Below are 15580 nucleotides of genomic sequence, written 5' to 3' on the forward strand. Positions count from 1 at the left end.
TGGAGAGGGGGCCTAACTGGTGAAAGTGCACCAGCGCAAATGGTGCGATCCCGCCAGCGCGATTGGTTTTGCCGGCCAGCAAAATTGGTGAAATTTATATTGACGTTAACATCTATGTCGTTGTCGTAGTCGGGAAGAAGGGCCCGCGCCGCCTTGACGTTTCGCGCCCCGGCGATCTGGAGCTCGAAGCCCACGCGCTCCTCGTCTCCGCGCCGTCGCAGCTCGTCCATCTCCGCGCGCAGCTTCTCCGCGTTCTCGGCGGTCTTGGCTGCCTCGGCAATCTCGCCCTCCAGCGCCGCGATCCGCTCGTCGCGCTCCGCGAGCGCCGCCTCGTACTCCGCGCGTGCCCGGGCGACACCCCCGCCCACAGCGGCGGCAGCCTTCTCGCCGCCCGCACCGCCAACGGCAGCGCCCTCGCCACTGCTCACCTGCACCGACGCGCCCTGGAGTCCGGCCGTCACCGCCGCCTGTGTCGTCTGACCGCCCGTCTCCTGCGACTCACCCGCGACCTGCGCCTGCGCGGCCGTGCCATCGTTCCCGTCACCCATAAGAATGCCCGCTTTCCTTTCCTCCTGCGGGCGTAAAAATGCCCGCATCGCTTCCGATACGGGCATCATCGAGGCATGTCACAAATATTCGGTTGGCCGTGATGGATACGAATCTAATCTTTGGGTCGAAAGTACATCGCTTCAGCTGGGGCAAATACCCTGTCTACCTCATCTTGAATAGAGCCTCTTGAATCAAGGACCTCCTTAAAGGACGAGCGAAGCTGATCGAATACAATCCTCTGAGCAGGGTTGACAATGGATGATAAATCCTCCTCGAGCGCGAGGCCAATCTCTTCCGTCTCGAGTATGACCTCAAGAGCTTTGCTGATATCATCCGTCGAAACCTGAGAAACGATCTTCGGATCTTCGTCGTTCAGGCAGAGAAACGCTTTCCCATCCTCAACTTTAAGCAAGTCCATAGTACGGTCTCCTATCCTCATATGCTTTGCTGCCTGCCTCCATCAAACGCATGAGAACTTCGCTCCTTTTCATCTTTTGGCCATTAGCGGAACTCATGGTGTCATCACCGGAATCACAGGTATAAATTGTATGGACACCGTCGGTTACATCAGTAAACACGACTCCTTCGGGTTTGATGGAGACGCCCAGAACGTTGTTATGCGTCGCAATGAACACAGTCGCCTTTGCCGATATCCTCTTGAGCTCAAGGGCAATCTGCTCATTGAGAAATGGATTGTCAAAAGACGATTCCGGTTCGTCAATCAGCACGACATCATGGTTGCCCGCTCGATCGAGAGCCTTAAAGAAAAGGTACTCGGCCTTCTGCCCTCCCGACACCGTCTCGCCTCGATCGTTCTTCAACTCGACGTTTATGTCAAAGAATGCATGGCTGATGTCGGAGACGCCATTCGCAGCGAGAACGCTCTCAACGAAGTCCGTGTCGGGCAGCCGCAAGAATCCTGACATGCTTGATGAGGCACGTAGCGCTGACTTCAGCGCCCGTGCATCCCTATACGGTACTCGCTTTGTGGTGCGCGTAAACTTTCCAATCTTCTTTTCGCTCACGGTGACTTCGCTCTTCGTTTCAGAGCGCAGCCTTGCAAGGCGCTTGACATATGCAGCGCGCTTTGCAGCTTCAAGCATTGGGGATACGGGACAGCCTGGCCGCCTCGACTCTACGGTCAGGCCGTTTCGGACCTTCTTGGCTATTTCGTTTGCACACTCGATGCGCTTGCATTGGAGCGCCTTCGCCTTGAAGCGGTCAATGGCGAGACGGAGAAGCCTAATCAGATTCTCATGACCGATCGTTTCGTCAATTTCGTGGGAAAGGGGATTGTTCTCAAGCAGCGTGATGACCGCTTCAACGACTTTTCGTTCCGCATTAGAGTTGCCTGTGGAAAGCCGGGGCTCACTGTAAATCGGGCATTTGGAAAACTCGTCATCGCGATAGGAGGTGTCTGCGTACTCAGTGAGTTCAGCAAGGTAATCTTTAATGCTCTTCAGCACCGAATCTCTTGTGGGCAATTCTGTGACTGCTGCAGAGATGGCGTTCATAGGTTCGTAGTACCTGCTCTTGATGGACGACTCCTCGTCGGCCAGTCGTTTTCTGAACGCCTCCTCCTCTGCGTCCTTCACTATGCCGAACTGCCGAATATAAACGACATCGTCAGGATCGCAGGAGTCGTAGACGCGGTCGAGAAAAAACGTTTTGCCGGATGATCTCCCCCCAATTACTACATTCAATCTCATTGAAGCATAGAGATTTGGCTCAAGCTCAAAATGATCCTCGCGCTCGGTAATTGCGAACTTGGAATTGTCGTTAAAGGCGAGCCTGAGGGCATCAAACGTTATTTCGCCCATCGTTACATAGGTATACCGGCCCCAAGATGGTTTTGACCCCGAGGAACAACGGAAGTCGCTAAACAAGACAACGGGCTTTTCTGTTCTACGATGTTCGTATTCCCACTTCTTCTCGCTGCTCACTTCGAGGGCCGTGACGATGTCGCCAAGAGCCTCAAGATCTGACGAAGGTATGGATGGCTTCTTCTTAAAGTGGGGAATTACGACATATCTGCCGTCACCGAAGAGACGCTTGAATTCTTCGATGGATATGCCCTCATCACCCTGCTTCGTTTCTGGAAGCTCGCCGCAGGCACGATTGAAAGCTTCGATGTTCTTGTCGCTAGATATGACAAGGGTATGGAAGCCTTTGACGCTGACCTCTACACCAGGAAAGACAACAACGCCGTCTGGAACCGTTTCACAGGCCTCTCGGTAATTCTGCAAATCAAAACGATTGTGGTTTGTTATAGCAACAGCATCGAGCTTGTTATGCTTCACGTGCTCTTCGAGAACCTCCGGTTCGAAGGAGAAGCTATCGTCGAGCGGTGAGGCAAGTGTATGAATATGCAGATCGATTCGCTTCAAGTTTATCGTCCAATCCAGCGAGAACTATTTCACAGGGGAAAGGTATCCAGCGGCTCTCTGCGGGTCAATTCTGCGCTCAATCAAAGCCTCCACATCACCAGCGATTGAGGTGTTTCTAAAACCCAGGGTGAAATTATCCGCATCAAATCTGAGCTTCTTTCCGCACCAAATAAGGATTAGGAGAGCAGCAAGCGAGAGCGTGCGAATCTGAAGGCCAAGAACGCTTTTAATATCATCGCAGACCTGGTAGTAGTCCTGTCTTGTATTTGGAAGCAGAGAGTAAAGTGCGATGGGGGTGTTGTCCTCAACCGCAATACCGTTGCGCTCCGCCATCATAACGAGATCGTCAAGAAGATTTCTTGCCGTGCTAAGAGAATCTGCTTGGAACTCCATCTCTATTGCACCCGCACATTCTGTTCCGATATATACCGCGTCCATCCTGGTTGCTACCACACCAACCCTACCCAGAGCAGTCCTTAGTCCTGCTCCAATTAGGAGATTCCTCCCGAATAGCAGCATGACATCATTGTTCGCGGGAGCCTCGTTTAGTCGCTCATAGACGAGGTCGAGGTGCTCGATTAAATCACCGGGATGCCTGATTTGCCCAACACTCGACAATTCGGAAATAGACTCCTTTTGAAGTGACCGAGCGTCCTCATCACTCGCGATGGCATGCAGATAATCCGCTGAGAGGTTGCTATTAATGCGCATAGAACTGCCGTCAAGATAAATGGCGCCGATGGGACAGCGCTCTGCACATAGTCCGCAAGCAATGCATTTTGAGGAGTCAATTTCAGGGAAATAACCCTCCCGTGTGTAACCTATTGCACCGAAGGGGCATACGCTGTCGTCTCGGTTTGGGGCAAAATTACGAAACTCTTCGCAAAGATATTCATTCTCACGGTATCGCATGCAAGCTGGAAAAGCGCAATTTAGACAAGCTGCGGGGAATGTTTGGTCACCTCTGGAAAGAACGGCGGGGGCGCAAGGATTTCGCACGACTGAATCGAACTGGAAGATGGTGCGATATCTGATTGCCTCGGTAGAATCGTAAGCCTGCTCTAGCATGTGCGTTCCCAGCCCTTCTAAGTTCTTAGCACGAAGAAAAAAGCTCGCCAGATGAGGCTAGACGAAGCGCATCGGCTCAGATGCTGGCAGCTTTTTCACGTATTGTATTCGAGGGCTGGTAGACGCACAAACCATTGCGTCCTGCAACAGCTGGGCGGCCGGGCAATACGCCCGGCCGCCCAGCAAAATGAACGACTATGCACGAGAAGTCGTCAGGAGGCTATCCCACGAAGCGAACGCAATTGAGCATGATCAACCGTGATGTCGTGGAGCACGCAATCGACAACAAGTCTCAGCAGAACATCCAAAGGAATGACGCCGATATTAAACCCGAATTGGTTGTGGAAAGCATCGATCAAACTGGCAACCTCGGCCCGTTCGTTCGGAGCATGGTAGCCAACAACGAGAGATACAGTCTCCCTCTTTGTTGTCTCAGCATTACGCGAAAGAATGATGATTTTGTTTTCAGCGGCTTGCTTGACGGCTTTGATTGAGATGAATTCTTCCTCGCCAGGAGACTTGATTTCAATTGGAATGGCGTCGCCAGGGCCACTGATGAGAGCGTCCATTCTTGATCCATTATCACCCTGTCGAGATGCCCGACAGTCAAAACCAAGTATTCTGAACATCGCGCTTACTAGAGGGTAAAAGCGGTCTTGGTTACTATGCCTTTCAGCATCAAAGAGAGTCTGGACAACATCAGGCTCAGAGAGTCCGCTCTCCGATAGCCCCTTGACCTTGTCCGTTATCTCGCTCTCGAAGGGATCTTGGGCATCAAGGCTTGCCGAGGCAGTTGAAGATACAAGCACGGTAGTGCTCGCAGCATGCGCTTGAGACGAACCGAGCTCGGAGACTGAGTCGGCTGACACGTAAGAGTCGTGTGCTATTCCAAACGCGGAATTCACACGACTACTTTTTAGAGTTTGGAAAGGCGAGAAGAGAAGCTCTTTACCTCCGGTTACGCCAAGAGTTGCCTCCTGATCAGACTCCAGAATGTGAGCAATGGGCTCGAGGTCGTATCCAGCGCGTCCGAGAAGCTGATAGAACCCCAGCCTAATTAACGCATCCTGCGTATCGCGGTCATAGGAGTTGAATTCTTCAAGTCGAAGGTCTTTGCAGTCCGCAACGCTATTTGCTGCCCGAACGCCTCGGTCGGTCAGCTTAATGCACTGAAGGGATTTTGGCGGGTATATTGCGTTCGTTCTGACACCTTCGATCCAGCCACACGCCGTCAAAGCGCCTACTGGGAAACGAGTCTGGTTATCAACAGAGGTCGGCTTCATGTTAAGGGAGTCACAGAATTCAGACCAAGCGCTCTTGTAGCTTCGGTAGCTGCCCCTAATTCCGTTCAGTCGCGATATCATCGCGTCAAACTCATGCGCGTTGATGTCGTTTACCGACATTGGCCCCATGCAAAGCTCGTGCTTGTACATGATGCCGCCGAGTCTGTCGAGCGTCTTGAGGGCGCAGAGGAAAAACCTGACTTTCTCCTCGTAGTGAACGCCGTCCATCATTTCTTGAGGAGAGCTAATCCCAAGCAGGCATTGTTCATATAGCCTTATTGGCTCGCTGCTCCGAGCAACATATTTTCCAAGCTCGGTCACGATTATGGGGTAGGCGGAATCTTCATTGTAAGAAGAGAGCCAACCAAGAATTCGAAATACCTCGGCATACATCTTGACGTTCATGTTCGCCGAGTTGCGGCTCGCATCGCCCACGTTGCTTCGCTCCAGAGCGGTCTCACCCGTGTACCCATATGCTGTCATCAGGTTGTTTTCGGCAATTGCAGCGGCAAATTCGGCGAGCCCAAATATCTTGCCTTCAAACTGATCGACAAGAATCTTGAGAATGCCCAGCTGAGTGCGCACGTTAGTGCCGGAGTTTCTAAACTTGATCATGAGGGGTCCTAACCTAGCGCTTCAAGCCTTTTATTGGCAACGCGACACCATTTACTTTCGATTTCTGAGCCGATCCATTGAATTCTATGACCGTCTCTGTTTAGCTTCTCACAACATATGCCAAGCGTGCCTGACCCGTGGAAAGGGTCAAATATCGTACCGCAGTAAAGGCCGTCCTTATCCTTCGGGCAGTAAGCCTTAATGAGTTCCGTGATCAAGGACTCAGGCTTCTGGGTCGGATGGTCTGTACGCTCTTTCTTATAGAGACTGCCGGCGAGTGTAGGGAAATCCCAGATGTCTCCCCTTAATGCGCCATTTGGGTTGGGTGTCCAAACCTTGCGCTCGCCATTCTTTCCCTTGTAGTAAACAGGGTTTTTCAGTCGTTCTGCGCTTTTATAAGGAACGCGAACATCGTCTGCGTTGTAAGTCCACTTTCTGTCCGACTTCGAAAACCAGAGGAAAGGCTCAAAGGTGTGCGCCGGCATCCTTTTCGATCGTGTGAAGCCGTTATCGTAGTGCCAGATGTTCATCCGGCGATAGTAGAGCCCGGCCTCATACATAATGGTTTGCAGATAGCCGATGTAGTTGTGAATACCAAACCACAGCAGACTACCGTTTGGCTTGAGCAGCTGAGCGCACTTCTCGATTCTCGAACGGTTCTCGCGCAGAAAGTCGGGAATATCGAGACAGTCGCTATCATTGCCAAAATCCTTGTGGAGGTTGTAGGGGGGGTCGGTGAGGATTAAATCGAAAGTTACCCCGGCCTTAATGAGTTCTAGCATGAACTCGTCGCTATCGACGTTGTATACCTTATTAAACTCAAGCACGACGGGTTGCCTTTCTGCCAGACTTCTTAGCCTCCATTTTTCTAAAAATGAGGACGTATTGATGGTGTATGTTCTCGACGTATGCAAAGGGGTAGCCGTAAGGCAATAGCGACTTGTGGTTCTGAAGCAGAACTTTGACGCCTTGAAGCGTGAGCGTGCCCCCATGGGGAATCTCCCGATTTTGCATGCGCTGGATTAGATCACTGTGAAAACTCACGAACTCAGACTTATGCCTGAAATCGGAGACCACAATGCACATATAAGCCTTAGGCTTCAAGACCCTTGCGCACTGAAGAAACACCGAATCCACGAGGACGTCCAGAAAATGTCCGTAGTCCTCGATGTTTGCAAGATCTTTGGGATCATCATCGGAGTAATTCGTTGCAAGGTCCTCTTTAAGACGAGACTCCTTGACTTTGTAGTCAGCCTTTTTGTTAAGAATTGACCAGTAGGGCGGACTAGTTACCATGAAGTCAAAGGAATCGTCATCGAGGTTGCTAAGCGCCGCAATGCAGTCATCATTGATGAAAGCATGATGGCTCGAAGCTCCTTCAGAGACCTCGGTCTCAAGCCTCTCTATAGCGAGGTCATGCCATTTCTTTGAGAGCTCGATTGATGTGCAGACACGTCCTTCAAGCTCGCACGCTTTTGCTGTCGAGCCGACGCCACCAAAGGGATCAAGCACCTTCATGCCGCGCTTGGTAAAGAAGGTGATCAGGTGTTCAACATCCTGATAAGAATACGGAGCAGGGTGCTGTCGTTCAATTTGGGCATGCGGATGCTTCGAGCCAAGCCCCTTCTGATAGAAGAAGGATTTCGTCTCGGGCAGCCATTCGGAACCAGTTAAATCATTAAGCTTGTTTCTAGGGTCAACGCCCGCCTGACGCTCAGAAGCCAGTTCTAGAGAGTTGTCCTTAGCTGTGTCGAGCGAAGAATCATGAAGAGATCCAAGCTCGCCGCTATGCGAGAGATAGTCATCAAGCTGAACGACGTCAAAGCGACGATGACCACCTTGAGTTTTACTTGGCGTAAGAATCCCATTCTCGACCATTCGGTAAATCGTAGAATTACTCACGCCAAGATGTTTGGCAGCCTGTGTGGTAGTAAGAAAGGTTTCGCTACTCATCAGAACTCATTTCTGCTCAATCCTAATCAAAACTAGTCAATTCTATCGTTCTAGAAATGCACAAAATGCGCCATTGTGGCAATGCACAAAAGCAACGGTTCCTTACACCTGCTAACAATACAGTCCCATGGGGACAAAAAAGAAGTGGAAGCGGGAGCGGGAGAAATAACTGGCTGTATCCCATAGAAGAACGAGAAGAACATCGAGCCCTCAACGACAGCCTAGGGAGCCACACCCCACCACCACCCGCTGCCCGTCGAGGGTCGTCCGCAGTCCACCCGCCTCCGCTCCGTTGCGCGCACGGCTCGGAAACCGCCCCGTCCTGCGCGGAAAGCGCCACTCACGGCCATGCCCGCCGCTCCGGCTGTGTATTGCTCCGCGGCTCGGGCCAGCCAGCTCCGCCTACGTGTCGCTCCCGGCTCAGGTCAGCCGGCTGCGCCGTCTGCCCTTCGCGGCGCTTCGCATACACAGCCTCCGCACTGGGCACGGCCTGCCGGGAGTCTGACGTGCGCAGGGCGGGGCGGTTCCTCGCGGCGGCGCGCACTCCGCTACGGCAGGTGGGCTGCTGCCCTCTCGCCCTCGTTCGCGGGTGGTGGTGGGGTGTGGGCTCCGCCTGCAGCCGACCCGGGCGGGCGCGTGAGGGGCGCACGGGGCTCGGCGGGCGACGCCGGGCGCCCGCACGGCCGCCACGCTCCCGCTCGATCCCGAGCCGCCTCCCGGCAGCGGCCGACCGCGCGCGAACCCCTGCAGGGGCGCCGACGCCTACCGCGAGCCGGCACCGGCCGACCCGCCCGCGACGGAGCGCGCCGTCGCCTCGTCCTCGCCGTACCACTTGGAGCGGTACTCCCAGCCCTGTATGAGCCCCGCGGCCACCTCGTCCATGTCCTGCCTCTTCTCGGCAGTCGTGTCCGTGATGATGCTGTCGTCGAACGTGACGCGGATCCCGCCCTCGTCGGGTAGCTCGACGCCGAGCCCGCGCTCCCCCGCGAGCAGCGCGCTGCATATGCCCGCTATCGCGCCCTCCAAGGCGTGCTCGTGCCGCCTGATGTTCTTCATCAGCGCCGAGTTGTCCGCCGACACCTCCGTGGCCGTCTTCACGTACCCGACGTTCTCGAGGTCGAAGTAGTTGATGCCGAACCCGCAGAGGTCGCCGAGCGTCTGCAGCGCGACCCTGAACGCCCGCGCCTGCGCCTCCGTCCTCAGCGTCGGGGCGAACTCGTGGATTGTGTCCTCGGTCGACATGACCTTCCTGAACACGGTGCAGTCCGCCTTGCCGAACGGGATCGACACGCGCCCGCCCTTGCCGTCGCGCTCCGTATCGAACATCACGTCCGAGAGGAACACGCGCATCTTGCCGTTGTCGATCTCCGACATCATCGCGTCGTAGCAGAGGTCGACCGCCTGGATGGCGTCCACCGCGTCCGCGAACACCGACTGGCCGTAGGGCGACATGTCCACGCGCGTGTTGTCGATGGCGGGCTTCACAAGCGAGAAGGTCGGCCACACCGAGCCCGTGTCGTACGCCGGGCACACGCCCTCGGGCTCGACGCGGTTCCCGTCGCGGTCGAAGCAGGCCGTCACGATCCGGTACGTCCCCTCGCTTGCATCGTCAGCCAGGCGAGAAGGACCCGCCGCAGCAGCCCCTCCAGATGATTAGCTTGGCGAGAGGAACGTCCCGCCCGCGCCTCCGCGCAGGTGCAGCTGCACTTGGTCGACGGCACGTCCCCTCCAGAACGCCCGCGTCACGAACGCGCACTCGGTCACGCCCTCCTCGTCCCACGCGAGCGGCACCACCATGCGGGCGTCGTATCTCCGCACGCGCATCTCGCCCGCGTCCGCGTCCACCCAGAGCGCCCACGCGCCCGTCCCCAGGCCGAACGTCCGCACCACGCACTCCTGCGCCGAGGCGAGGAAGCCGGTGCGCGCCATCCAGGCGGCGAGCCAGTCCGTGCACGCCTGGTCGTCGTACGCCACCTGCGTCTTGTCGTTGAGGAGAAGCGACCCCCACTCCCGGCACACCCGCATCGCGGGGTGGATCGAGCGCCGGTGCACCTCGTACAGGCGCCCCACGCCGTCGGTATCCCTATAGTCGTAGAAGTCCCCGAGCGCCCGCATCCACCGGTCCCACGCCCGGATGTGCGGCTCCATGTCCTCCAAGGGCAGCGAGAACCCCAGCCCCCGCAGCCACTCCCTCACATGCTCCGGCACCCAGTACTCGTCATCGTTCACGCCCATGGCCCGCCTCCCGCCTCGTCCGAACACGCCCATTGAACCCGCCCGTCACAAAGGGCAAAGAACAGAGAGCGCCAGGCGAGAAGAACGCCCGAGATTCAGCACCCAACTGAATCTGCCAGTTTGATGAGGCGAGAAGAACGCGCGGCAACCGTCTCCGGTTACTGCGCGCCCGTGCGTATTCGCACCATCTTCGATTGGACGAGAAGAACGCCCGTCTAGTTATCGTTGTATCCGTGAGCCCGCGTGTCGAGGCAGTCCTTCCACCACTGTTCCCGCTCCAGCACCTTCTGCGGGTCGTAGCTCATGCCGAAGTACTCCAGGAGCGTGAACTCGAAGTTCTCTCGGAAGTACCCCTCGCCCTCGCGATCGTAGAGCTCTCGCAGCTTCTTGTTGCCTCCGTGCTTGGAGTCAAGGTAGCTGCCCCAGCGCGCCGCCACGCCGCCCTCGCCGGTGGCGGAGCCTATGTAGAGCTTTCCGGTCCTGGTGTCAGTGAGGCAGTAGACCCCCGTCACGCTCTCCAGGGCGTCGTAGTACGAGGGCATGATCTCGCGCCTGAATATCCGGTCGAGCTTGGCGTAGGGCAGGTGCACGCGGTCGTAACCGCTAAACGTGTCGCCGCTGTAGAGCGCAGGCAGGATCTCCTTCACCGTCGCCTCGTTAAGGTACGAGTCGAGGTTAAACACATAAAGGGAGAACTTGTTACCTCGGTGGAGGTTGATGATGAGCCGGCCGAACAGCGGCGCGTATTGGTCAAGAATCCTCACCGTTGCATACCCGTTCTCCGCGCCCCGCTCCGGCATTTCGATTATCTCGGCGGCGGACACGAACAGCCACTCATCCTGGCGATAGAGCCGCATGAAGCTGAACACCCAATCACCCACATGGAAGTTCCTTCGGTTCTTCCCGTACCAAGCCCAGTACGAGCAGCGCTTCGCGCGCCCCGCAGCCCGCTCACTCTCTGGGCGTTCGAGCCACCGGTCGATGAAGGCCTCGCGCGTACCGCCGTCAAACAGATTCAGCTCAATCTTGCTGCCCTTAATTTGCTCTTCCGTGAGGTTGAGGATGCTGTTCAGAGGGATGTTCATGGCACACCTGCCCACATAGCTGCAATTGACTATTTCATTTTAGGCGAGAAGAACGCGCGACAACCCTTTCCGGCTATCGCACTTCCATACATACATGCACCATCATTTAGCTGTCGAGAAGAACGCCCGCAAGCTTTAACCCCTCAGCACGTCGTCCATCATCGCGTAGCGCACCGCATCGATCGAGTGGTCGTTGCCGTCCGGGATATCGTCGAGCCACGTGCCGTCGCGGTCGCGCTCGTACTCCTTGAGGCGGAACTCCTCGTAGGCCAGCGGCGCCCGCTCCGGGTCGATGCAGATCTCACGCAGCCCCGCCAGCCACTCGTAGCTGAGCCTGCGCATGTTCGACTTCCGCGCCGGCCGCACGCGCAGCCCCGCCTCGCGCCGCCACACCGCCATCGACTGCTTACCGTCCGGCGTGTCGTCGCACCAGATCAGCTCGTCGTGGAGATAGGCGTCCTCCCCGGGCTCGTCGGCGTAGGTGAGCGCGCCCACGACGAGCGCCGCCGTCTCCGAGGGCGTCTTCCTGTTGGCCGAGAGCTCTCCGAAGATCGTGAGCCGCCGCTCGCCGGGCTCCCACCCGCAGCGCACGAACCGCCACGGGTCCGGGAACCATCCCCAGTCCACGCCGCACCGCGTGCGCGAGAAGCCCCGGCACGTCGCGTCGGACAGGCGCACGCTCACGACGTTGTTGAACACCGAGCCGCCCGTCCCCGTGACCTCTCCCAGGTACTCAGAGCGCCACGCCTGCTCGTCGACCTCGCGCAGGTACTCGGCCTCCTCCACGAAGGGCCCGCCCAGCCACTCCGGGTGGCTCTCGATCACGTCGAGGTAGCTCGACTGCCGCACGAGCGTGTCCGAGCGCCGCTCGCGCTCCAGCTTCTTGCGGTTCACCCAGCTCCAGAGCGTTCGGGGAGGGTTGTAACTGTAGAAGATCCAGAAGTCCTCGCCGCCGCGCCTAAGCGAGTTCAGGATGCTCCGCACCGCGTCGATCCCGTCGAACTGGTCGAGCTCCTCGAACCACGTGACGGCGCAGTATCCGCGCGTGAACTTCACGCCCTTGAGCTTGAGCGGGTCGTCGGCACCGCGGAACACGATGCGCTGACCCGTGGGCAGGTACGTGATCTCCATCGGCGAGATGCGGGCGCGGAACCACCGCTCGAGCCCCAGCTCCGCGATGGCCCACGTCACCTGCTGGAACACTGAGTCGCGCAGCGTGTTCGAGAAGCGCCGCACCACCACGGCGTTCGTCTCCGGGTGCGCCAGGAGGAGAAGGACGATGCACACGCTGATGAACGAGCTCTTCGTGGAGCCGCGCCCGCCGTGCAGCCAGTAGTGAGTGTGCCCGTGGGCCATCACGTCGCCGAGCACGTCGTGGAAGGCCGGGATCACGAGCGAGGAGGCGTCAATCATCGGCGCGCCCCTCGCCGAGCCCGTCCAGCGGCAGCGTCTGCTGCACCGGCGGGGCCACCACGCCGAGCACGATCCTGGGCGCCGCGTCCTCGCGGCCCTCGTCGCTCTTGCGCTCCGCCTTGCCGAACTCGTCGGGGTACTTGCGCTCCAGCAGCCACGCCGCCGCCGTCCAGTACTGGTTGCGCGCCAGCGCCGCCGAGCGGATCGTGGTGAGCAGCGTCCGCTTGAACGCCGACTCCTCCTTTTTAGCCCCTCGCTTAACGCGCTCTGCAGCTTGTTCTTGGGATCTCCGATCCAGCGGTAGAACGTCGACTCGTGGATGCCCAGCGCGCAGATGATGTCGCCATTGGAGAGGCCGTCCGCCTTGAGCGCAATAGCCTCGTCCACCATCTCCTGCGTCAGCTTCGGACGCCTCGCCATGCGTATCACCCCGTGAAGGTCGATAGAACCTCTCACGGTGGATTCTCACGTCGCGTCACAAAAGGCAAGGAAAGGGCGCCCTTGAAAAGGCGCCCCTCGCCGCATAGTTTTGCCTACAAACTACTCCTCATCTGCCCACTCCGCCTTCAGCCTCGCAGAGTAGTCCTCCTTGGACTCGTTCTCGTATATCTTCCTCTCGACCTCCTCTGTGGTCACGTGACCGGTGTTCACGCTATAAAGGACGGCGTTGGCGACCTCAGCGCCATAGTCGTCATAAAGCTTGCTGAACGAAGTCGCATCCAGCTTGTTCCGCCCTCTCTTTACCATCCTCTTCCCCAATCTAACGTCATGACGGTCACGTTCAAATCGAAAAGCGGACACCCACACGAGGTGTCCGCTGTTCATTCAGGTTGTCCGACAGAGCTACTCTTCGATGATTTCGTACTCGAGGGAGCCCTCCATGAAGTCTTCGCCCATATCATCAAGAATCTCAGCACCTGTCGCGAAGCCGTTCACCCCATCCTCGGCCGCCCACACAGCCTGCTGTTCGGTGTCGTAAACCTCGTCTTCGATTTCGGTCTCGCCGTCAGGGTAGGTGTACTTGATTTTGAAGCCCATCATCTGTCCTTTCTCGACAGTTTGCCAAGGTAGTCCACTTATACCCCTGGAGACGTGGGCTTAGAATCGGGTGAGGGTGAGCGGCGCATTATTTGGTACGTCCGCGCTCCCGCCGCCCCTTGAGCCCGTACTTCCTACACAGCCGCGAGTTCCGCTGCCGTATCATGTCGCGCTCGCGCCGAATCTCCTCGAGCTCGGCGGACTCCTCCGCGCGTACCCGCTCGCGCTCGAGCTGCTCGTTGAAGGCGCGCTCCTGCTCCAGGTGGTAGCGCTCCGTGCAGAGCCGGCACATCCCGGTCTGCCGGTTGATCTTCACGCCCACGGCGCCGCACTGCGGGCACACCGTCTGCACGGCGAGCGAGCAGTGGATCCGCGAGCCCGCATCTCCACCGCCCGCACCGAGTGGCGCACGCCGCAGCGCCGCTCTATCTCGGCCGCCGCGTAGGCCGCGCCCCGGAAGCTCACCTCGCGCAGGACGTCGTCCTGCTCCTCTGTCCACCAGCTCACGGCATCCACCTCCCGCCGCGTCTCAAGCCGCGCCGCGCCCCCGTCTCGAGCCCGCCTGAGACGCAGAACACCCCCGCCACCAGCGAGAACGCCGCCCGTCTCAACGTCTCGACCGAAACAGCACCCAAGGCCCCCGCGCGCACATGCGCGCGCGTGCGCCCGCCCACGCGCGAGAGCCCCCTATGTCTCGTCCCCGTCAAGACGTTGAGACATGAGGAGGGGACGCCTACCCTCACCAGCCGCCAGGGGCGTCTCGACCCGTGTCTCAGCATGGCCCGCCCCCTTGAGACGGCGCCACCGCCGGCGGCGCGCCCGCCGCCCGCTCGAGCAGGCCCTCCATCGCCGCGTTGTCCACGCACACGCAGTACACCCGCGAGTCGCCGAAGCGCTTCTGCCGCGTGAACCCGCGCCCGGAGCCCGGCAGCAGCACGCCCTCGTCGGCCATGCGCCTGAGCGTCTTCTGCCGGTCGAAGTTGGTGCCCGCGAGCGCCTGGTCGAGCACGGACGAGAAGACCCACCAGCAGAAGCCGGGGCGGTCCCGGTACTGCTTCACGGAGCCCCAGCGCTCGAGCCGGTCCATCTCCGCCGAGCTCTCGAAGTGCAGGCGGTTGCGCACCAGCCACTCGGCCACGAACTGTATGGCCTTCACGTCGGTGTCGCCGCCGTCCGCGCCCGTGGCGTTCACGAGCGCCCAGCGCGCCATCAGCATCGCGCCCTCCAGGCACGCCGCCCAGTCGCTGCCCGGCGCGAACACGTAGAACTGCGCGAGGGCGTCCGCGAGCGCGAGCAGCGCCACGTTGTCGGCCTGCGGGTGCCCGCCGGCGGCGGCGCACACGGCGTCGCGCACGGAGGAGAACTGCCCCGCGTAGAAGGCCGCGTCGTTTCGCCTCAGCGCCGCCACGTATGCCCGCCCCGCGGTTCCGTGCTGCGCAGAGACGAGGTGGTGCATAGCCTGGGCGGCGCGCACGTCCTCGAAGGGCTCGGCGCAGAGCTCGAGGGTGCGGTTCGCCGCGCCCTGCTGCGTGGAGGAGCCCACGATGGGGATCTCGCCCGTGGCTATCGTCAGGCAGCGCCACGAGCCCGCCCTCATCATCGTCCGGTCGCTGTTCAGCGCCCCGCGCTCGTGCCCGAGCGAGAGCGAGTAGAGCAGGTCCTCCACAACCTGCCGCTTGCCCGCCTGGCCGCCCACGGCGCCCTTGCTCTGCAGCTCGTCGATGATCACGGGTATGTCGTGGAGCAGCGCCGCCGCACGCACGATGCTCTTGGGCGTGTCGGCGAAGGTGCGGAAGTAGCTGTCCGCACCCTCGGTGGGGTCGCCCCACACGCTGCCGACGGCCTTGTTAGCGTCAATCTATTTTTCACCAGTTTCGCTAAACAGGCGCGCCGTTCGCGCAAAGGCGGTTTCACCGGTTGCGCTAACGTATTTTCACCGATTCCGGTCACGGCT

16 protein-coding genes and 1 pseudogene are annotated in these 15580 nt (G+C 58.8%); all 17 read right to left on the minus strand.

Going from position 1 to position 15580, the window contains the following annotated elements:
- On the minus strand, positions 1 to 548 hold a 548-nt coding region (locus ACTQV4_RS09705; RefSeq protein WP_441569727.1), incomplete at its 3' end, for a hypothetical protein.
- Positions 549 to 661: 113 nt separating this feature from the next.
- Positions 662 to 967 carry a hypothetical protein gene (locus ACTQV4_RS09710; RefSeq protein ID WP_441569728.1) on the minus strand — a complete coding sequence of 102 codons (306 nt, stop codon included), beginning with the start codon at positions 965 to 967 and terminating at the stop codon, positions 662 to 664.
- A complete protein-coding gene (locus ACTQV4_RS09715; RefSeq protein ID WP_441569729.1) occupies positions 954 to 2936 on the minus strand; it encodes a hypothetical protein in 1983 nt (660 codons plus the stop codon). Before ACTQV4_RS09715 ends, ACTQV4_RS09710 begins: the two co-directional genes overlap by 14 nt.
- 24 nt (positions 2937 to 2960) lie before the next feature.
- Positions 2961 to 3647 carry a hypothetical protein gene (locus ACTQV4_RS09720; RefSeq protein ID WP_441569741.1) on the minus strand — a complete coding sequence of 229 codons (687 nt, stop codon included), beginning with the start codon at positions 3645 to 3647 and terminating at the stop codon, positions 2961 to 2963.
- Positions 3648 to 3671: 24 nt separating this feature from the next.
- Positions 3672 to 4004, minus strand: a pseudogene (locus ACTQV4_RS09725) (4Fe-4S binding protein); the annotation flags it as partial.
- A 212-nt stretch (positions 4005 to 4216) separates the two neighbouring features.
- On the minus strand, positions 4217 to 5902 hold the full coding sequence (locus tag ACTQV4_RS09730) for a hypothetical protein (RefSeq protein WP_441569730.1): 1686 nt from the start codon (positions 5900 to 5902) through the stop codon (positions 4217 to 4219).
- A gap of 8 nt (positions 5903 to 5910) precedes the next feature.
- Entirely contained in the window at positions 5911 to 6729 is an 819-nt protein-coding gene (locus tag ACTQV4_RS09735) for a DNA-methyltransferase (protein ID WP_441569731.1), read from the minus strand.
- Positions 6722 to 7855: a DNA methyltransferase gene (locus ACTQV4_RS09740; protein WP_441569732.1), complete on the minus strand. Its 1134-nt coding sequence runs from the start codon at positions 7853 to 7855 to the stop codon at positions 6722 to 6724. Before ACTQV4_RS09740 ends, ACTQV4_RS09735 begins: the two co-directional genes overlap by 8 nt.
- 762 nt (positions 7856 to 8617) lie before the next feature.
- Entirely contained in the window at positions 8618 to 9436 is an 819-nt protein-coding gene (locus ACTQV4_RS09745) for a hypothetical protein (RefSeq protein WP_441569733.1), read from the minus strand.
- Positions 9437 to 9508: 72 nt separating this feature from the next.
- On the minus strand, positions 9509 to 10090 hold the full coding sequence (locus ACTQV4_RS09750; RefSeq protein ID WP_441569734.1) for a hypothetical protein: 582 nt from the start codon (positions 10088 to 10090) through the stop codon (positions 9509 to 9511).
- Positions 10091 to 10305: 215 nt separating this feature from the next.
- Positions 10306 to 11175 (minus strand): GIY-YIG nuclease family protein, encoded by an 870-nt coding sequence (locus ACTQV4_RS09755; protein ID WP_441569735.1) that lies wholly within the window; start codon positions 11173 to 11175, stop codon positions 10306 to 10308.
- 135 nt (positions 11176 to 11310) lie between these two features.
- Positions 11311 to 12588, minus strand: a complete 1278-nt coding sequence (locus tag ACTQV4_RS09760; RefSeq protein WP_441569736.1) for a PBSX family phage terminase large subunit — start codon at positions 12586 to 12588, stop codon at positions 11311 to 11313.
- A complete protein-coding gene (locus ACTQV4_RS09765) occupies positions 12581 to 13057 on the minus strand; it encodes a hypothetical protein (protein WP_441569737.1) in 477 nt (158 codons plus the stop codon). The genes ACTQV4_RS09760 and ACTQV4_RS09765 overlap by 8 nt, the downstream gene beginning before the upstream one ends.
- 71 nt (positions 13058 to 13128) lie before the next feature.
- Positions 13129 to 13413, minus strand: a complete 285-nt coding sequence (locus ACTQV4_RS09770) for a hypothetical protein (RefSeq protein ID WP_441569738.1) — start codon at positions 13411 to 13413, stop codon at positions 13129 to 13131.
- Positions 13414 to 13431: 18 nt separating this feature from the next.
- Positions 13432 to 13626: a hypothetical protein gene (locus ACTQV4_RS09775; protein WP_274958473.1), complete on the minus strand. Its 195-nt coding sequence runs from the start codon at positions 13624 to 13626 to the stop codon at positions 13432 to 13434.
- An 88-nt stretch (positions 13627 to 13714) separates the two neighbouring features.
- On the minus strand, positions 13715 to 13942 hold the full coding sequence (locus ACTQV4_RS09780; RefSeq protein WP_441569739.1) for a hypothetical protein: 228 nt from the start codon (positions 13940 to 13942) through the stop codon (positions 13715 to 13717).
- A gap of 456 nt (positions 13943 to 14398) precedes the next feature.
- The gene (locus ACTQV4_RS09785) at positions 14399 to 15484 is read right to left on the minus strand and encodes a DUF927 domain-containing protein (RefSeq protein WP_441569740.1); all 1086 of its coding nucleotides are present in this window, start codon (positions 15482 to 15484) and stop codon (positions 14399 to 14401) included.
- Positions 15485 to 15580 lie beyond the last annotated feature (96 nt).

This window comes from Collinsella sp. LCP19S3_B11 (genome assembly GCF_052121915.1).
In the GTDB taxonomy this organism is placed as follows: domain Bacteria; phylum Actinomycetota; class Coriobacteriia; order Coriobacteriales; family Coriobacteriaceae; genus Collinsella.